Origin of the sequence: Blastococcus xanthinilyticus (genome assembly GCF_008124835.1) — a bacterium.
In the GTDB taxonomy this organism is placed as follows: Bacteria; Actinomycetota; Actinomycetes; order Mycobacteriales; family Geodermatophilaceae; genus Blastococcus; species Blastococcus xanthinilyticus.
The window spans coordinates 218,205-235,277 of record NZ_VNHW01000006.1 but is presented as its reverse complement, the minus strand read 5'-3'; the positions used below and the strand labels follow the sequence as shown (position 1 = coordinate 235,277).

Below are 17,073 nucleotides of genomic sequence, written 5' to 3'. Positions count from 1 at the left end.
GGCGCGATGACGGCGAGTGGGCTCGGTCAGGCCCCGGTGGACGGCCGCGTCGGTGCGGCGCTGGACCGGGGGGACTTCCCGGCGGCGCTCGGGCTGCTGCGGGAGGCTGAGCAGCAGCGGCCGCTGACGCCGGCGGAACTGGACCTCCTGGGGCGCAGCGCCTACGGAGCCGGTCAGTTCGAGGCCGCGATCTCGGCGTGGGAACAGCAGAGCGCGGCGTGCCACTCGCTCGACGACGACGTCGCCGCCGCAGCGGCTGCGACGACGGTCGCCATGTTCCTGATGATGGACACCGGGCTGATGGCGCCGGTGCGCGGCTGGCTCGCCCGGGCCGAGCGGTTGCTGGGCGACCGGCCGGAGTCGCCCACGCACGCCCTGCTCGCGATGACCCATACCTACGAGCGGTTCATGTGCGGGGACGCGAGGGCCGCTGCCCGCTGGGCAGAGCGGGCCGTCGACCTGGGAGGTCGTCACGACGTCCCGCTGGCGGCCGCCCTCGGCCGGGTGGCGACCGCCCGGCTGATGATCCTGGACGGCGCGGTCGAGCCGGGGCTGGCGCTGCTGGACGAGGCGGCCGTGAGCGTGGTGTCCGGTGAACTCGATGCCCTCGGCGCCGGGATGGTCTACTGCGAGTTGATCTGCGCCATGCAGGGGCTGGCGCAGTACGACCGGGCCGAGCAGTGGACCGAGGCCATGGAGCGCTGGCGCGTGGGCCACGCCTACGGCGGCATCATCGGCCGCTGCCGGGTGCATCGCGCCGAGATCCTGCGGCTGCGCGGCGCCTGCTCCGCGGCCACGGAGGAGGCGCTCGAGGCCTGCCGGGAGCTGCGCCCGTGGATGCGGCGGGAGTTCGGCTGGCCGCTCACCGAGCTCGGGGCGATCCGGTTGCGGACCGGCGACCTGGTCGGTTCGGAGACAGCCCTGATCGAAGCGCTCGCGCACGGCTGGGATCCCCAGCCGTGGCTGGCGCTGCTGCGGCTGGCGCAGGGCCAGGTCGGGGCGGCCGCAGCGATGATCGCCGACGCGCTCGAGCACCCCAGCACGGTGCCGTCCAAGGAGTGGCCGCCGCTCGGTGCGCTCCGACGGGCGCCCCTGCTCGTGGCGCAGGCCGAGATCTGCCTCGCCGCGGGGGACGTGGAGACGGCGCGGACGGCGACCGGTCAGCTGTCGGGGATCGCCGAGACCTACCGCAGCCGGGCGCTGTCCGCCGCGACCGCCCTCGCGCGTGGCCGGGTGCTGCTCGCCGAGGGGGACGCCGAGGCGGCTGTCGGGGAGTGCGAGGAGGCGGTGGCCGGCTGGAGCGACGTCGGCGCCCCCTACGAAGCCGCCGTCGCACAGCTCGTCCTGGCCGAAGCCGAACGCCTGCTGGGGCGGACAGCGCGCGCCGACCTGCATGAGGGCGCCGCTCGCGCGACGGCCGCCCGCATCGGGGTCCCGCTGGCGGGTGGACTTCCCGCGCCCGATCCTTCGCCGCCCACCCCCTCGGCATGCGTGTTCCGTCGCGACGGGGACATCCGGACGGTGGCCTTCGCGGGCCGCGCCGTCGTCCTGCGGGACCTCAAGGGGATGCGCTACCTGGCGCGCCTGCTGGCCGCACCCGACCGCGAGCTCCACGTCCTGGACCTGGTGGGGGGCGAGACCGGTGAGACGGCGCGGCCGGGCGGAGACCTGGGGCCCGTGGTCGACGGGCAGGCTCGGGCGGCCTACAAGCGCCGGCTGGCGGAGATCGACGACGACATGGCAGAGGCCGAGGCCCTCGGCGACGACGTGCGGCTCGCCCTGGCGCAGGCCGATCGCGACTACCTGCTCCGGGAACTCGCCGGCGCCTTCGGCCTCGGGGGACGCGTCCGCGTCGCGGGATCTGCCTCCGAGCGGGCCCGTGCCAGCGTCAGCCGGTCCCTCCGCTATGCCGTCTGCCGGATCGCCGAGCACCATCCGCCGTTCGCCGACCACCTGGTGCGGACCATCCGCACCGGGACCTACTGCTGCTACGTGCCCGATCCGCGGATGCCGACCTCCTGGGAGCTCTGACGCGAGGAGCCGACCACCGACGGGCTTCCCGCGTCGGCGCCTCCGACTCGTCGCCCACCGCTCCGTCCGCCGGTGCGCCGAGCGCCGCTCACTCGCCGGTCGCGCCGTCCAGCGCCTCGCGGATCAAATCCGCGTGGCCGTTGTGCCGGGCGTACTCCTCGACCAGGTGCAGGAGGATCCAGCGCAGCGAGAAGGTGTCGTCGCGGCCCCACGGCCGGTCCTCGGTGTCCAGGGGCAGCCGGCGGGCGACCTCGGCGGCCGTGTCGCCGGCCGCCCGCCAGGTCGCCCAGGCGCGGGCCACGTCGTCCGCGGTGACGGTGGCCGGCTCGACGCGCCACTGCTCCTCCTGGTCCCGGACCACGTCGGGCCAGAGGTCGGCGGGCAGTCCGCCGAAGCCGACGAGCCAGCCGGTCTCCACCGCCGCGAGGTGGCGCACCATGCCCAGCAGCGTCAGCTCCGACGTGGGGACGGCGCGCGTGGCCAGCTGCTGCGGGGTGAGGTCGGCGCACTTCCACTGCAGCGTCTGCCGGTGGAACTCCAGGAAGCTGGTCAGGAGCGTCGCCTCGTCCCCGGTCAGCTGTGGCTCGGTGCGGTGGTCGGCGGGGGTCATCGGGACCGTCTCCTGGGAGTCGTGGCGCGGTGGGTTGCGGCGGCGCTCATCCTGCGGCACGGGGGCGACATCACGGGGCCGGTCGCCGTACTGCGGTCACCGTCCGGCCACGTCACCCCGCGCGGTCCGCCGGTGCTTCCGCAGGAGGTGGGCGCCCAGGCCCAGGTTCGCCAAGGCCAGCAGGGTGAAGGCCACCGTGGCGAGAGTGCCGCCGGACGTGCCCCACCCGCCGACGGCGAGCACCGTCCACATCGTCCCGAGGACGAAGTACCACGTCGGGTTCGGGCGTCTGATGGCTTTGTCCACGCGCTGTTCGTAGGACACGCATCGGGGAAGGGCAAGGGCCGAGAACGGTGCCGAGGGCCCGCGGCCACATGGCCACCGTGGGTCACGGCGTCACGCGGGCTGTGCCCCCATCCCGAACGGGTGGACGTGGCTCCGCGGGTGGCCGGTGCAGCCGCAGACGGCGGCCTCGCCCTCGTGGGCGCGGTAGTCGCAGCACGGCACCAGCTCGGCTGCCGTGCCTCCGGCGACCGACGTGCGGTCGCCAGGCGGACCAGCGTCCAGCCGACGACGGCCAGGGCTCCAGGAAGGCGATGGCGACGACCAGCCCCGCGATCAGTCTTCACATGGAGACGATCATTCCCCCGGCGTGGCGGCCCGACGACCAGCCCACCCGGAGGCGGGAGGCCGGAGGCGCGCCCGGCAGGGATCGAACCTGCGACCAAGTGCTTAGAAGGCACCTGCTCTATCCGCTGAGCTACGGGCGCTCGCACTCGATCATCGCATCGCCCCGGCTGCGGTCGACGCCACCCGGGCGTGCGTCGTCCACAAGGGGCAGGCCCGTCCACAGTTCCGGCGGCGCGCGGCTCACCGGCGGTCGGGGCGGTCAGGGTCGACGGCACGCCGGCACCGCGCCGGCCGCGCCGACCGGCGCCGCACTCTCCGAGGAGCACCGTGAACCACACCACGATCACCGTCGTCGGCAACGTGGCCGACGACCCGCGCCGCAAGAACACGCAGAACGGCACGGTCACCAACTTCCGCATGGCCTCCACCGGCCGCCGGTACGACTCCGGCAGCGGGCAGTTCGTCGACTCCGGCACCTTCTGGGTCGACGTCGAGTGCTGGAACGGGCTGAGCGGCAACGTCGCCGGGTCGATCAGCAAGGGGGATCCGGTGATCGTCCACGGCACCATGACGACGAAGACCTGGGAGTCCGACAGCGGGCCGCGCAGCAAGCCGCAGATCAAGGCGCTCGCCGTCGGCCCCAACCTGGCCAAGGGCATGGCGGTGTTCAAGCGGGACCGGCCCGGCCGCGCACCCGAGGCCGGCGTCGAGGGCACCGCGCCGGTCGAGCCGGACTCGCAGCCCCTCGCCGAACCGGGGAACGGCCACCCCGCGGCCGACGATCTCGTGGCCGGCCGGGACTACGTGGGGGAGGAGGAGACGTTGACCCCGGTGGAGGACCTCGACCTCTCGGAGGAGCCCGCGCACGCGTAGTTGCCCCGGGCTGGGAGGATCGGAGGCCAGCACGTCGGGGTGGGGCCGCGAGCCCGCGGCCCCACCCCCCGCTCGCACGACGACGGAAGGCTCCGAGGCCCAGTGGCTCAGTACATCTACACGATGGTCCGCGCGCGCAAGGCGCACGGCGACAAGGTGATCCTCGACAACGTCACCCTGTCGTTCCTGCCCGGCGCCAAGATCGGCGTCGTCGGACCCAACGGGGCCGGCAAGTCCACGGTGCTGCAGATCATGGCCGGCATGCAGCAGCCCTCCAACGGTGACGCCACGCTCGCTCCCGAGGCGACCGTCGGCATCCTGCTGCAGGAGCCGCCGCTCAACGAGGCGCTCGACGTCCGCGGCAACGTGGAGGAGGCGGTCAAGCCCCTGCGCGACGCGCTGACCCGGTTCGAGGAGGTCAGCGCGGCGATGGGTGAGCCCGACGCCGACTTCGACGCCCTCATGGCCGAGCAGGGCGAGCTCATGGAGACCATCGAGAACTCCGACGGCTGGGAGCTCGACGCGCGCATCGAGCAGGCCATGGACGCGCTCCGCTGCCCGCCCGGCGATGCCGACGTCACGGTCCTGTCCGGTGGCGAGCGCCGCCGGGTCGCGCTGTGCAAGCTGCTGCTCGAGGCGCCCGACCTGCTGCTGCTCGACGAGCCCACCAACCACCTCGACGCCGAGAGCGTGGCGTGGCTGGAGCAGCACCTGGAGAAGTACGCCGGCACCGTCGTCGCGGTCACCCACGACCGGTACTTCCTGGACAACGTGGCCCAGTGGATCCTCGAGCTCGACCGGGGCCGCGCCTACCCCTACGAGGGCAACTACTCCACCTACCTGGAGACCAAGGCCGCCCGCCTGCAGGTCGAGGGGGCCAAGGACGCCAAGCGCGCCAAGCGGCTCAAGGACGAGCTGGAGTGGGTCCGTTCCGGCGCCAAGGCACGGCAGGCCAAGAGCAAGGCGCGGCTGGCCCGCTACGAGGAGATGGCCGCGGAGGCGGACAAGTTCCGCAAGCTGGATTTCGAGGAGATCCAGATCCCGCCGGGCCCGCGCCTGGGCAGCGTCGTCGTCGAGACGAAGAAGCTGAGCAAGGGCTTCGGCGACCGGATGCTGATCGACGACCTGTCCTTCACGCTGCCGCGCAACGGCATCGTCGGCGTGGTCGGCCCGAACGGCGTCGGCAAGACCACGCTGTTCAAGATGCTGGTCGGCGAGGAGAAGCCCGACGACGGCGAGATCAAGGTCGGCGAGACCGTGAAGCTGTCCTACGTCGAGCAGAGCCGCAGCGGCATCGACCCGAAGAAGACGCTGTGGGAGGTCGTCTCCGACGGCCTCGACCACATCAAGGTCGGCAACGTCGAGATGCCCTCCCGCGCCTACATCGCGGCGTTCGGTTTCAAGGGCCCCGACCAGCAGAAGCCGGCCGGCGTCCTGTCCGGCGGTGAGCGCAACCGGCTGAACCTGGCGCTCACCCTCAAGCAGGGCGGCAACCTCCTGCTGCTCGACGAGCCGACCAACGACCTCGACACCGAGACGCTCACCAGCCTCGAGGGCGCCCTGCTCGAGTTCCCCGGCTGCGCAGTCGTCGTGAGCCACGACCGGTGGTTCCTCGACCGCGTCGCGACGCACATCCTCGCCTACGAGGGCGACTCGAAGTGGTTCTGGTTCGAGGGCAACTTCGAGGACTACGAGAAGAACAAGGTCGAGCGGCTCGGGCCCGAGGCCGCCCGGCCGCACCGCGCCACCTACCGCAAGCTCAGCCGCGACTAGGCGGTTCATCCGACGGCCGGCCGGAGCACCTGCTCCGGCCGGCCGTCGGCGTTCCCGGGTCCACCCGCGACGGTGGCGCTGCGCGGCCCGCCAGGGCCCGTGCGCGTCCCCTAGGGTCGGCCTCCTCCGCCGCGCACCGGCGCGGCCGTGACCCCGCGGAGCGCGGATGACCCTCATGGCCCTGGCCCGCGCCGAGCGCGAGGACCTGCGCGACCTCCTGAGCGGCCTCACCGAGGAGCAGTGGCGGGCGCCGTCACTGTGCGCCGGGTGGTCGGTGCGCGACGTCGTGGCGCACATGCTCAGCTACGAGGAGCTCGACCGCCGGCGGCTCGCCCAGCGGTTCACCCGCGGCCGGTTCCGGGTCGACCGGATCAACGCCCTCGGCCTCCAGGAGTACGCGGCGTGCACCCCCGCCGAGCTCGTGACGCTGCTCGGCGACCACCTCACCCCCGCCGGGCTCACCGCCGGCATGGGCGGGGCGATCGCCCTGACCGACGGCATGATCCACCAGCAGGACATCCGGCGCCCGCTCGGGCTGCCACGCAGCATCTCGGCGGAGCGGCTGGTGCCGGCCCTGCGCACCGCGCTGTTCGCGCCCACCCTGCTGGGCGTGCTGCGGGTGCGCGACGTCCGGCTGGTCGCCACCGACATCGACTGGACGTTCGGTCGCGGTCCCGAGGTCCGGGGGCCGGCGGAGGCGGTCCTGATGACGGTGGCAGGTCGTCGGGGGATCGCGGCGGAGCTGTCCGGACCCGGCCAGGAGCGGGTCGCCCGGCGCCTGCGCGGCTGACCTCAGGGCGTCCCGGTCAGGGAGGGCGTCAGGGAACGCCGAAGCCGGCGACGGACCGCCGCTGCCCCCGGGTCTCGACCGCCCGCCGGCGGTAGTGCCGGCGCACGAAGGCCACCGCCTCGTCGCCCGGCACGCCGTCGAGCACGGCCAGGCAGGCCAGCGCCGTCCCGGTCCGGCCGGTACCGCCCGGGCACGCCACCTCCACCGCTGCTGGACGGCCCGCCCCCACAGCATCTCGAGCGCGCTCCGCAGGTCGGCCGGGTCGGCGGGCAGCCGGAAGTCCGGCCAGCGCACCCACCGGCTCTCCCACGTGACCGGCTCCGGCGGCCGGCGCGCCAGGTACAGCCCGAACTCCGGGGCGTCCCCGGCCGGGAGCGCAGAGCGCAGCGCGCGTCCGCGCACCAGGCGGCCCGACGGCAGCCGGAGCACCCCGGGGGTGGCGGGGTCCCACGGCAGCGGCATGCCCCGCAGCGTAGGAACGGCCCGGGGCCCCGGCGCGCCGGCCCCGACCGGCCTGCGGCAGGGTGGCGGCGTGAGGCACACGGTGCACGTCCCCATGCGCTGGTCGGACATGGACGCCTACCAGCACATCAACAACGTGGCCTTCCTCGGCTACTTCGAGATGGCGCGCGTCAGCCTGTTCTTCGAGCAGCCCACCCACGACGAGCGGACCGGGATGCGCCGCGGCCTCGTCGTCGCCTCGCACGAGATCGCCTACAAGCGGTCGGTGGTCTACGACGCCGAGCCCCTCGAGGTGCAGGTGTGGGTCTCGGGCATCCGGGCGGCCGCGTTCACCTGCCGCTACGAGCTGTTCGACCACGGCGCCCTCGCGGTCACCGGCAGCACGTTGCTCGTGCCGTTCGACTTCGCGCTGAACCGGCCCCGCCGGATCACCCCGGAGGAGAAGGAGTTCCTCGCCCGCTGGACCGACGAGCCCACCGGCTGAGGTCCCAGGGCCGGAGGAGTCGGTGTCTGCCCACCCCGGTGGGCAGAGACCGACTCCGCGAGGGACAGGTGTGCAGGTGACCGGGTCAGCCGGGAACCGTGCGCGGCACCGGCCGGTCGGCCCCGGTGGGTGCGCCCCGCCGGGCCGCCTCCTCGTCCGGCACCGGCCGCACGACCGCGCCCGCGGTGATCAGCCCGCCGCCGAACACCGCCGCGTTGATCCCGCCCCGGTGCACCATCGCCTTGACCAGCTTCAGCCCGGTCAGCCGCTCCAGGTGCGTGCACGGCGGGCAGCGCTTCATGCCGAACAGCAGCGCATCGCCCACGGCGAACCAGCGGCCGACCAGCGACGGCAGCGCGATCCCGGTCGTCACCAGGTTGCGCCGGCTGTCGGCGGTGCCGAACGGGGCGCCCACCTCGGCGGCGACGGCGGCCACGTCGTCCCGGTCGATCAGCGTCAGCTGCTTCTCCAGGTCCGGGTACTGCGCCCACGTCCCGCCGCCGCGGGCGTAGCGGTCCCCCTCGAGCCCGACGCCGGGCACGAGCCGCCCCGACGGGATCCGGCGCAACGGCGCCGCCGCCTCGGGCGTCGTCCAGATCTCCAGCAGCGAGCCTTCATCCATCGGGACCTCCACGGTCAGGCGGCGGGAGCGGGGGAGCGGCGTCCCCGGGCAGGAGGGACGTCGTCGGCGCCGCGCGCGTCGAGCGCCTCGCTGACCGTGTGCGCCATCTGCAGCAGCTGCACCAGCAGCGGGGTCACCGTGGTCCGCAGACCCCGGATGCCCCGCGCCGACCCGCCACGGGCGGCCTGCGCCTCGCGGATCCGGTCGGCCCGCTCGGCCAGCACCGGGATGAACCGCAGTGCCATCGAGATCACCAGGCCGATCCGCGCCGGGCGCACGCCGACCACCCGGAGCGGCGCGCACAGCCGCTCGATCACCGCCACCATCTCGGTCACCCGCGTCGTCGCCGTCACCACCGCGGCGGCGAGGACGAGGGTCAGCAGCCGGAGCACGGTCACCGCGGCCGTCGGCAGGTCGCTGAACAGGGCGTGGAAGACGAACAGGCCGGCCAGCCACCAGCGCACCGTTCGCGCCTGCCGGGCCAGCGCGGCTGCCGGCAGCCGTGCGGCGCCGAGGCCGACGGCCAGCACCGCGAGCAGTGCGGCGCCGACCACCGGGAGCGTGGGCACGACGAACAGCAGCACCGCCAGGGCCGCGAGGGCCAGGAGCTTGCCGCCGGCCGGGACGCGGTGGACGGCGCTGCGCCGCGGCACGTAGAGCGCGAGGGTCATCGCCGCTCCATGAGCGCCCGGTAGGCCGCGATCGCCGGGCGGGGAGCGGCGTCCTCGACGATCCTTCCGCCTTCGACCACGAGCACGCGGTCGAAGCCGTCGAGCAGGTCCAGTTGGTGGGTCACCACGACCACCCGCTGCTCCAGCTCGTCGATCACCCGGGCCACGCGCCGGGCGTTGACCAGGTCGAGCAGCGTCGTGGGTTCGTCGAAGACGACGCGCGCCGGGCGCATCACCAGCACCCCGGCGATCGCCAGCAGCTGCTTCTGCCCGCCGGACAGCAGGTGCGCGGGATGGTCGGCGTGCCCGGCGAGCCCGTACCGCGCCAGCACCTCGGCCACCCGCTCGGCCCGTTCGGCGGCGGGCACGCGCTGGTTCTCCAGCCCGTAGGCGGCGTCCTCGGCGACCGTGGGGTGGACGATCTGGGCGTCGGGGTCCTGGAACACGAAGCCGACGCGCCGGCGGACCTCGCGGACGGAGGTCCGGGTGTCCAGCCCGTCGACCAGCACCTGCCCGGCCGTGGGCACGACCAGTCCGTTGAGCAGCCGCGCGAAGGTGCTCTTGCCCGAGCCGTTGGCGCCGACGACGCCGATCCGTGCCTCGGTCAGGTGCAGGTCCACGTCGGAGAGCACCGGGCGGTCGCCGTAGCGGTGCGAGACGCCCCGCAGCTCGATCCCCCGTGCGGGGTCGGCGACGGCGTCGGGCCGTGGCTCCGGCCGGCGGAACCTCACCGGGCGGCGACCGCCCGCTGCGGTCGCTCGATCACCGGGTAGCTGCGGCGCACCTGGGCGGCGATCGCCGCGGCGATGAAGGCCTTGACCGCGTCACCGGGGAGGAAGGGCAGGGCCCCGGAGACGATCGCCTCGCCCAGGGACAGGTTGGCGACGGCGGCCAGCACCGGGACGCCGATCAGGTAGATGACGACCATCCCGCCGACGACGTTGCACAGCACGCCCCAGGCCACGTTGTACCGGGCCCAGAGGCGCTCGGTCAGCCAGCCGGTCACGGCCGCCGCCACCGGCCAGCTGAACAGGTAGCCCGCGGTCGGGCCGGCGAACACCGTCAGGCCGCCCGTGCCACTGGCCAGCAGGGGCAGCCCGATCGCCACCAGGACCAGGAACAGCAGCACGGCGAGGAAGCCACGGCGGGCGCCGAGCACGCTGCCCGCGAGCATCACGCCGAGGGTCTGCGCGGTGATCGGGACGGGGCCGATGTTCACCGCCGGGAGCGTCCCCAGCACGGCGATGATGGCCGCGAAGAGGGCGATGTGGGCGAGGTCCCGGGTCTTCATGCTCACTCCTGCGCTGCGCCGGCGGACGGGCGCCGCCGACCCGGCGTCACCTGCGGCAAGGTACCCGAGCGCCGTGCGGCGCCCGGGTACCGGCCGGTGCGCTCAGGCCTGCAGCCAGATCGCGGCGTCGTCGGGCAGCGATCCGCCGTCGACCGGGGCACTGCTGAGCAGCACCCGGCCCTCCGGCACGGGCACGAGGGCGCCGGAGAGGTTGAGCAGGCAGACCAGCCCGCCGGGACGGCGGAACGCGACACAACCGTCGGGTGCCTGTAACCACTCGAGATCCTCGCCGGTCAGCGCGCTGGACGACGCGCGGAGAGCGAGCGCAGCTCGGTACAGCGACAGCATCGAGTCATCCCGCGCCCGCTGGGCCTCGGCGGTGAGCGGGCCCCAGCCCTCGGGCATGGGCAGCCAGGTCTCCGGCTTCTCGGAGAACCCGTACGGCGGCTCGGACCCCGACCACGGCATCGGCACGCGGCAGGCGTCCCGGCCGCGCTCGGTGCGTCCGGAGCGCTCCCAGATCGGGTCCTGCAGCACCTCGTCGGGCAGCTCGACGTCGGGCATCCCGAGCTCGTCGCCGTTGTAGAGGTAGACCGCGCCGGGGAGCGCCAGCTGGAGCAGCGCTGCCGCGCGGGCCCGCCGGGTGCCCAGCTCACCACCGCCGTAGCGGGTGACGTGCCGGGAGACGTCGTGGTTGGACAGCACCCAGCACGCGGGCGCGGGGGAGCCGGCCACGGTGGCCAGGGAGTCCTCGACGGCGGTGCGGAGCTCCTCGGCCGACCACTCCGCGGTGACCAGCTTGAAGTTGAACGCCAGCTGCAGCTCGTCGGCGCGCAGGTACCGGGCCAGCCGCTGGTCGTCGCGCAGCCACACCTCACCGACGGCCATCCGGCCGGGGTACTCGTCGACCACCGACCGGATCCGCCGGTGCAGCGCGTGCACGCCCTCGGAGTCGAACCGGTTGTCACCCGGCATGTGGTCGGCCAGCAGCCCGGTGTCGTCCAGGGGCACCATGTCCGGCAGGCCCTCGGGCTTGGCCATGCCGTGCGCCACGTCGATGCGGAAGCCGTCGACCCCGCGGTCCAGCCAGAACCGCATGGTCTCCTCGAGGTCGGCGACCACCTCGGGGTTGGCGAAGTCCAGATCCGGCTGCTCGGGCGCGAACAGGTGCAGGTACCACTGCCCGTCGGGCACCCGGGTCCACGCGGGCCCGCCGAACACCGACGGCCAGTTGTTGGGCGGCTCGCTCCCGTCGGCCCCGCGGCCGTCCCGGAACAGGTAGCGCGCCCGCTCCGGAGAGCCCGGCGCGGCGGTCAGCGCCGCCTGGAACCACTCGTGGTCGTGCGAGCTGTGGTTGGGTACCAGGTCGACGGTCACCCGGATGCCGAGCGCGTGCGCGTCGGCGAGCAGGGCGTCGAACTCCGCGAGGTCGCCGAACACCGGCTCGACGTCCCGGGGGTCGGCGACGTCGTAGCCGTGGTCGGCCATCGGCGAGGGGTAGAACGGCGTGATCCACAGCGCGTCCACGCCGAGGTCGGCCAGGTACGGCAGCCGCGACCGGATCCCCGCCAGGTCACCGACCCCGTCGCCGTTCCCGTCGGCGAAGCTGCGGATGTAGATCTGGTAGAAGACCGCGTTCCGCCACCAGTCGGCGTCGGCGGTGGGCAGGCTGGCGGTCGGTTCCGGGTTCACCGGGCTCCTCGGGTGGTCGTGGGCGTGCGTGGCCCGTCCCGGGGTGGGACACCGGGCGGCGAGGTCGTGCGGAGGGCTGGGTCCGGGTCAGCGGTTCTGCATGCTGTGGGCCGCCATCTCCAGGTAGCCCCACAGCGTGGCGTCCTGCTCGGGCGGCAGCTCCAGGGAGTCGACGGCGTCACGCATGTGCGCCAGCCAGGCGTCCCGCTCGGCCGGGCCGATGGCGAACGGCGCGTGCCGCATGCGCAGTCGCGGGTGCCCGCGCTCCTGCGAGTACGTCGCCGGCCCGCCCCAGTACTGCTCGAGGAACCCGCGCAGCCGGGTCTCGGCGCCGTCCCAGTCGTCCTGGGGGTACAGGGGCACGAGGACCGGGTCGGTGCGCACGCCGGCGTAGAACCGCGCGACCAGGCGGCGGAAGGTCGGCTCGCCGCCGACCTCGTCGTAGAAGGTCCGCGCCGACGGCAGTGATCGCCTTGACTCGCTCATCGCCCGGTTGCCCCCTCGGCTCCGTCGGTGGCGTGCGCCCGGCTGCGCGTCCGCCGATAGGCCACCAGCGCCGGTGCGACCGCGATCATTCCGAGGCCGCCGGACAGCGCCACCACGAGGGTCGGGTCGAGGGACTCCGCCGCCAGCCCGGCCAGCAGGGTACCGATGCCCTGCGCGCCCGCGAGACCGCTGGCCGCGACGCCGAACGCACGGCCGCGGTGCGAGCTGGGGACCGACTGCACGAAGGTCACGTTGAGCGGGATCGTCCACGCGCTGAACAGCCCGGACACGAACAGCAGGGCCACCAGCACCCAGAAGGCGACGGGACCGGGCCCGGCGACGGCGGCCACCAGGCCGCCGACCAGCACCGGCGCCAGGGAGAGCGCCACCAGCGGCACCACGAGCTGCTCCCGGCGTTCCGGTGACACCAGCCGGGCGATCACCAGGCCGCCGATCGTGAGACCGAGCGGGTTGGCGGCCAGCAGGACGCCGAGCAGCGAGGCGCCGGCGCCCAGCTCGTCGACCAGCGGCGCGGCGATGCCCTCGGAGGCGTAGAGGAAGCCGGTCGCCACCCAGACGACGGCGACGATGGCCAGCAGCCGCGGCGTCCGCCGGATGAAGCGCAAGCCCTCGGCGGTGTCCCGCCACAGGGAGCCGCCGCCCCCCTCGCCGCCCGCGGGCGCCGGGCGCGGCGTCAGCCGGAGCCGCAGCCAGAGGGCGGAGACGACGAACGTCGCGGCGTCCACCAGCAACGCGGTCGACGGCGTGAAGACGGCGATCAGCGCACCACCGGCGAGGAAGCCGCCGACCTGGGCCAGCTGCATGGTGATGTTGGTGAGGGAGGTGGCGACGGCGTACCGGTCGCCGTCGAGCACGTCGGCCATGAGCGCGGAGCGGGCGGACTCGAAGGGTGGTCCGCACAGGCTCACGACGAACAGCAGCGCGAGCAGGAGCCACAGCGGCATGCCGGGCACCGCCATCAGGGCGACCAGCACCGCCCGCGCCGCGTCGGTGGCGATCAGCACCCGGTGCCGGGGGAAGCGGTCGGCGAGCGTGGCCAGAACCGGGCCGCCGAGCAGCCACGGCAGGTGCCCGATGGCGAAGGTCAGGGCAGCCAGGAGCGGCGACTCGGTGCGGGTGTAGACGAGGACGGTCAGGGCCAGCCGGGCCAGCTCGTCCCCGGCCGCAGACAGCAGGAAGGTCCCGAAGAGGGGCCGGAAGTCGCGCACCGCGAAGACCTCGCGGAAGGTCGCCTGCCGCACCGGTGCGCCGCCGAGGGGGCCATCCGGCGTGGCGGCGCTCAGCGGGGTGCCGTTCCGGCCGCGGACACGCTCCCCAGGAGCGGGACGGGTGTGCGGATGCCCTCGGCGACGAAGCGTTCCTTGAGCCGCATCCGCAGCTCCCGGCCGACCCTCCACTGGTCGGCGTTGGTGGTGCGCACGGTGAGGCGGAGGAACACGCCCTCGGCGGTGATCTGCTCCACGCCCAGGGACTCGGGCTCGGCCAGGAGGATGCCGGCCCACTTGTCCTCGGCGTACATGGCGTCGGCCACCTCCTGCATGATCGCGCGGCAGCGCTCCAGGTCGGTGTCGTGCGCGACCGGCATGTCGATGACCACCTGGGCGTAGCCCTGGCTCTTGTTGCCCACTCGCAGGACCTCGCCGTTGCGGACGTACCAGACCACGCCGTTGACGTCGCGCAGCCGGGTGATCCGCAGGCCCACCGCCTCCACGGTGCCGACGGCCTCGCCCAGGTCGACGACGTCCCCGACGCCGTACTGGTCCTCCAGGATGATCCCGATGCCGGCGATGAAGTCCTTGACCAGGTTCTGCGCGCCGAAGCCGAGGGCGACGCCGACCACCCCGGCGCTGGCCAGGATCGGCGCCAGGTTGACCCCGAGCTCGCCCAGTGCCAGGACGACGGCGATGCCGAGGACCACCATCGACGCGAAGCTGCGCAGCACCGAGCCGATCGCCTCGGCGCGCTGGGTGCGCCGGGCGGTGATCTGCTCGATGACCTCCTCGGCAGCGGGCGTGCGGCTGCGGAACGGCCGCAGGATCGTGGGCATCGCCCCGCTCGACGTGCGGTCGGTCAGCCGGCCGATCGCCCGGTGGGCCAGCGCCCGTGCCACGACGGCGAGCACGACGATCAGCAGGATGCGGCCGGGCGTCGCGATGAGCGTGCGCGCGTTCTCCGCGAGCCAGTCCATCCCCGACCAGTCGTAGACCTTCTGGCAGAGCCAGTAGTCGGCGCAGTCGACGACGGACGTGCCGTCGTCCACGGCGAGCACGGTGCGTGAGCTGGTCATCACCGGAATGCTCTCAGCTCAGCGGTGCGGCGTCAGTACCGGCCGGCGCGTGTCCGGCCGTCGAGGTTCCGGAATCTCACGGCGTGAGACCGGTGTGCGCCGCGAGGAAGCCGAGCTGGTCGGCCGCCAGCCCGACCGTGCGGCTGACCGCCCGTGCGCCGTGCCCCACGGAGGTCTCCCGGCGCAGGACGACCGGCGCCTCGGCGGCGGTGGCGTGCTGCAGGGCGGCGGCCAGCTTCCGGCCGTGCAGCGGGTCGACGCGGGTGTCGGACTCGAAGGTGGTGATCAGCACCGCCGGGTAGGCGGTGCCCTCCCGGACGGCGTGGTAGGGCGAGTAGCCCAGCAGCCAGCCCAGCTCGACCGGGTCGTCGGCGGTGCCGTACTCGTCGTTCCAGGTGCGGCCGAGCCCGAACAGCTCGTACCGCACCATGTCCAGCAGGGGCGCGCTGCAGACCACCGCGGACGCCAGGTCGGGGCGCTGGGTGAGGGTGGCCCCGACGAGCAGCCCGCCGTTCGAGCCGCCCATGACCGCCAGCTGCCCGGGGGTCGTCCAGCCCTCGGCCACCAGGTGCTCACCGGCGGCGGCGAAGTCGTCGAACACGTTCTGCTTGCGCTCCCGCATGCCGGCCCGGTGCCACTCCTCGCCGTGCTCCGAGCCGCCGCGCAGGTTGGCCACCACCCACACCCCGCCCGCGGCGACCCAGGCCAGCGCCTGCGCCGAGTACGCGGGGGTGAGGGCGACGTTGAAGCCGCCGTAGCCGTACAGCACGGTGGGCCGCGGCCGGTCGGCCCGGCCGGTGCCGGAGAGGACGAACAGGTGGACCGGCGTGCCGTCCGCCGACCGGGCGTGGGTCTCGACGACGGTCAGCTCCGGAACGGTGCCGGCGACCGGCGCCTGCTCCCAGGCGTCGAGCGCGTCGGGGTCGGCCGAGTCCCAGCGGAGCACCGAGGGCGGCGTCGCGTAGTCGGTGTAGCCGACCCACGCGGTCGTGCCGCCGGTGGGCGGCGCGCTCACGCCGGCGATGCTGCCCGCGCCCGGAGGGGTCACGTCGGCCAGCCGGCCGGCGCCGTCCCCGGCCCACAGCGACAACCGGTCGGTCGCGTCGACGGCGTGCACGGCGAGCACCTGCAGCCCGCCGTCCGGGCCGTCGACCAGCGCCGCGTCGGTGAGCACGCCGGTCTCCTGCTGCGGGACGACGTCGCGCCAGGCCTCCGGAGCCCACGTGGCCGGGTCCGCGGGGTCGGCGACCGCCAGCCGCCAGCGGGGCGCGTCCCGGTCGCTCATCAGCCACAGCCGGCCGTCGCGGGCCACCCAGGCGGCGGTCTGGGCGTCGACCCCGGTCTGCAGCTCGCGCAGCGGCGGCGGCCCGCCGGCCGGTGCCGCCGACAGGTCGGCCAGCCAGACGTCGTCGCGCGGGGCCGTGCCGGCCGAGGCGGAGACGACCAGCCAGCGGCCGTCGGCACTGGTGCGCACCCCGTAGTAGTTGGTGGGGTCGAGCCCCTCCCCGTGCACCAGGACGTCGTCGGCCGGGTCGCCGCCGACCCGGTGGCGCCACACCCGGCGGTGGTACTGCTCCTCACCGGCCGGCACCTCCCCGGGCGCGAGCCGGCGCACGTAGAACAGCTCCTCCCCGCCGGGCAGCCAGCCGACGGGGGAGTAGCGGCAGCGGTCGACCGGCCCGTCGAGCAGCTCGCCGGTGGCCACGTCGAGCACGTAGAGCTGCGACTCCTCGTCGCCGCCGGTGCTCACCTGGTAGGCCAGCCGGTCGCCCTCCCAGGACGGGGACCAGGCGTCCAGCGTCGTCGTGCCCTCCGGGTCCAGTGCCATCGGGTCGACCAGGACGCGCAGCGTGCCGTCGGCCTCGCGCACCCGCAGGACGGCGTGCTCCTGCCCGGGGTCGCGGCGGGTGGAGAAGGCCCGCTCACCGCGCCACACCGGCAGCCCGACGGCGCCGGACCGCACCAGCTCACCGAGGCTCGCGGCGAACCGCTCGCGGAGCGGCAGGCCGGCCAGCACCTCGGCGGCGAGGGCGTCCTGCGCCCGCGACCACTCCTGGGTGCGGGGGTCGGCCGGGTCCTCCAGCCAGCGGTAGGGGTCGGCGACGCGGGAACCGTGCAGGTCGTCGACGAGGTCCAGGCGCGGGGCCTCCGGATAGCGCATGCACCGAACGTAACCGCGGCTCCCGACGCACCGCCGGACGGCCGCGGGATTTCCACTGCGCCGGAGCGGGGGTCTCGGGTCAGAATGGGGCTGCCCGCGGGTCGTGCAGCACCCGGCGGTCCGGGGCGTCCGGAGGTGATCCGTGCCGCGTTCCGCGCCCGGGTCGTCGTCGGCGGGTCACCCAGGCCC

17 protein-coding genes and 1 tRNA gene are annotated in these 17,073 nt (G+C 74.4%); 5 read left to right on the top strand and 13 right to left on the bottom strand.

Annotated elements, in window-relative coordinates:
• Positions 1 to 6 precede the first annotated feature (6 nt).
• A complete protein-coding gene (locus BD833_RS22995) occupies positions 7 to 2,031 on the top strand; it encodes a transcriptional regulator (RefSeq protein WP_166533278.1) in 2,025 nt (674 codons plus the stop codon).
• Positions 2,032 to 2,119: 88 nt separating this feature from the next.
• Here BD833_RS22995 and BD833_RS11605 read toward each other — a convergent pair whose 3' ends face one another.
• From BD833_RS11605 to BD833_RS11595, 3 genes are all read right to left on the bottom strand, one after another.
• Positions 2,120 to 2,641, bottom strand: coding sequence for a DinB family protein (locus tag BD833_RS11605; RefSeq protein WP_166533277.1), 522 nt, complete (start codon positions 2,639 to 2,641; stop codon positions 2,120 to 2,122).
• A 96-nt stretch (positions 2,642 to 2,737) separates the two neighbouring features.
• Positions 2,738 to 2,947, bottom strand: coding sequence for a hypothetical protein (locus tag BD833_RS11600; protein WP_166533276.1), 210 nt, complete (start codon positions 2,945 to 2,947; stop codon positions 2,738 to 2,740).
• 391 nt (positions 2,948 to 3,338) lie between these two features.
• Positions 3,339 to 3,411: transfer RNA gene (locus BD833_RS11595), tRNA-Arg, on the bottom strand.
• A gap of 187 nt (positions 3,412 to 3,598) precedes the next feature.
• Here BD833_RS11595 and BD833_RS11590 point away from each other — a divergent pair.
• The 3 genes from BD833_RS11590 to BD833_RS11580 all read left to right on the top strand — a co-directional run bounded on the left by BD833_RS11590 (position 3,599) and on the right by BD833_RS11580 (position 6,707).
• Positions 3,599 to 4,144: a single-stranded DNA-binding protein gene (locus tag BD833_RS11590; protein ID WP_166533275.1), complete on the top strand. Its 546-nt coding sequence runs from the start codon at positions 3,599 to 3,601 to the stop codon at positions 4,142 to 4,144.
• A gap of 102 nt (positions 4,145 to 4,246) precedes the next feature.
• Positions 4,247 to 5,917: an energy-dependent translational throttle protein EttA gene (ettA, locus tag BD833_RS11585; RefSeq protein ID WP_166533274.1), complete on the top strand. Its 1,671-nt coding sequence runs from the start codon at positions 4,247 to 4,249 to the stop codon at positions 5,915 to 5,917.
• Between the two features lie 166 nt (positions 5,918 to 6,083).
• Positions 6,084 to 6,707 (top strand): maleylpyruvate isomerase family mycothiol-dependent enzyme, encoded by a 624-nt coding sequence (locus BD833_RS11580; RefSeq protein WP_166533273.1) that lies wholly within the window; start codon positions 6,084 to 6,086, stop codon positions 6,705 to 6,707.
• A 28-nt stretch (positions 6,708 to 6,735) separates the two neighbouring features.
• Here the strand turns inward: BD833_RS11580 and BD833_RS22990 are convergent, their stop codons facing one another.
• Positions 6,736 to 6,906, bottom strand: a complete 171-nt coding sequence (locus tag BD833_RS22990; protein WP_243737603.1) for a protein-tyrosine phosphatase family protein — start codon at positions 6,904 to 6,906, stop codon at positions 6,736 to 6,738.
• Positions 6,907 to 7,239: 333 nt separating this feature from the next.
• Between BD833_RS22990 and BD833_RS11570 the strand changes: the two genes are divergently transcribed.
• The gene (locus BD833_RS11570) at positions 7,240 to 7,653 is read left to right on the top strand and encodes an acyl-CoA thioesterase (protein WP_166533272.1); all 414 of its coding nucleotides are present in this window, start codon (positions 7,240 to 7,242) and stop codon (positions 7,651 to 7,653) included.
• Positions 7,654 to 7,738: 85 nt separating this feature from the next.
• Here BD833_RS11570 and BD833_RS11565 read toward each other — a convergent pair whose 3' ends face one another.
• From BD833_RS11565 to BD833_RS11525, 9 genes are all read right to left on the bottom strand, one after another.
• Positions 7,739 to 8,275: an MOSC domain-containing protein gene (locus tag BD833_RS11565; RefSeq protein WP_166533271.1), complete on the bottom strand. Its 537-nt coding sequence runs from the start codon at positions 8,273 to 8,275 to the stop codon at positions 7,739 to 7,741.
• Positions 8,276 to 8,289: 14 nt separating this feature from the next.
• Positions 8,290 to 8,946 (bottom strand): energy-coupling factor transporter transmembrane component T, encoded by a 657-nt coding sequence (locus BD833_RS11560; protein WP_166533270.1) that lies wholly within the window; start codon positions 8,944 to 8,946, stop codon positions 8,290 to 8,292.
• Positions 8,943 to 9,677 carry an energy-coupling factor ABC transporter ATP-binding protein gene (locus tag BD833_RS11555; protein ID WP_208092603.1) on the bottom strand — a complete coding sequence of 245 codons (735 nt, stop codon included), beginning with the start codon at positions 9,675 to 9,677 and terminating at the stop codon, positions 8,943 to 8,945. The genes BD833_RS11560 and BD833_RS11555 overlap by 4 nt, the downstream gene beginning before the upstream one ends.
• Positions 9,674 to 10,237 carry a biotin transporter BioY gene (locus tag BD833_RS11550; RefSeq protein ID WP_166533269.1) on the bottom strand — a complete coding sequence of 188 codons (564 nt, stop codon included), beginning with the start codon at positions 10,235 to 10,237 and terminating at the stop codon, positions 9,674 to 9,676. The genes BD833_RS11555 and BD833_RS11550 overlap by 4 nt, the downstream gene beginning before the upstream one ends.
• A gap of 102 nt (positions 10,238 to 10,339) precedes the next feature.
• A complete protein-coding gene (locus BD833_RS11545) occupies positions 10,340 to 11,929 on the bottom strand; it encodes a glycoside hydrolase family 13 protein (RefSeq protein WP_243737602.1) in 1,590 nt (529 codons plus the stop codon).
• Between the two features lie 87 nt (positions 11,930 to 12,016).
• Positions 12,017 to 12,415 carry a globin gene (locus BD833_RS11540; RefSeq protein WP_166533268.1) on the bottom strand — a complete coding sequence of 133 codons (399 nt, stop codon included), beginning with the start codon at positions 12,413 to 12,415 and terminating at the stop codon, positions 12,017 to 12,019.
• Positions 12,412 to 13,677 (bottom strand): MFS transporter, encoded by a 1,266-nt coding sequence (locus BD833_RS11535; protein WP_243737601.1) that lies wholly within the window; start codon positions 13,675 to 13,677, stop codon positions 12,412 to 12,414. Before BD833_RS11535 ends, BD833_RS11540 begins: the two co-directional genes overlap by 4 nt.
• 38 nt (positions 13,678 to 13,715) lie before the next feature.
• Positions 13,716 to 14,723, bottom strand: a complete 1,008-nt coding sequence (locus tag BD833_RS11530) for a mechanosensitive ion channel family protein (RefSeq protein ID WP_166533267.1) — start codon at positions 14,721 to 14,723, stop codon at positions 13,716 to 13,718.
• 76 nt (positions 14,724 to 14,799) lie between these two features.
• Complete coding sequence (locus BD833_RS11525; RefSeq protein WP_166533266.1) at positions 14,800 to 16,884, bottom strand: prolyl oligopeptidase family serine peptidase; 2,085 nt, start codon at positions 16,882 to 16,884, stop codon at positions 14,800 to 14,802.
• Between the last annotated feature and the right edge of the window lie 189 nt (positions 16,885 to 17,073).

What these genes read in the sequence shown, in the direction of transcription:
- BD833_RS11540 (WP_166533268.1), bottom strand. Translation starts at nt 12,415, where the DNA reads ATGAGCGAGTCAAGGCGATCACTGCCGTCGGCGCGGACCTTCTACGAC.
- BD833_RS11560 (WP_166533270.1), bottom strand. Translation starts at nt 8,946, where the DNA reads ATGACCCTCGCGCTCTACGTGCCGCGGCGCAGCGCCGTCCACCGCGTC.
- BD833_RS11605 (WP_166533277.1), bottom strand. Translation starts at nt 2,641, where the DNA reads ATGACCCCCGCCGACCACCGCACCGAGCCACAGCTGACCGGGGACGAG.
- BD833_RS11525 (WP_166533266.1), bottom strand. Translation starts at nt 16,884, where the DNA reads ATGCGCTATCCGGAGGCCCCGCGCCTGGACCTCGTCGACGACCTGCAC.
- BD833_RS11550 (WP_166533269.1), bottom strand. Translation starts at nt 10,237, where the DNA reads ATGAAGACCCGGGACCTCGCCCACATCGCCCTCTTCGCGGCCATCATC.
- BD833_RS11580 (WP_166533273.1), top strand. Translation starts at nt 6,084, where the DNA reads ATGACCCTCATGGCCCTGGCCCGCGCCGAGCGCGAGGACCTGCGCGAC.
- BD833_RS22995 (WP_166533278.1), top strand. Translation starts at nt 7, where the DNA reads ATGACGGCGAGTGGGCTCGGTCAGGCCCCGGTGGACGGCCGCGTCGGT.
- BD833_RS11565 (WP_166533271.1), bottom strand. Translation starts at nt 8,275, where the DNA reads ATGGATGAAGGCTCGCTGCTGGAGATCTGGACGACGCCCGAGGCGGCG.
- BD833_RS11530 (WP_166533267.1), bottom strand. Translation starts at nt 14,723, where the DNA reads ATGACCAGCTCACGCACCGTGCTCGCCGTGGACGACGGCACGTCCGTC.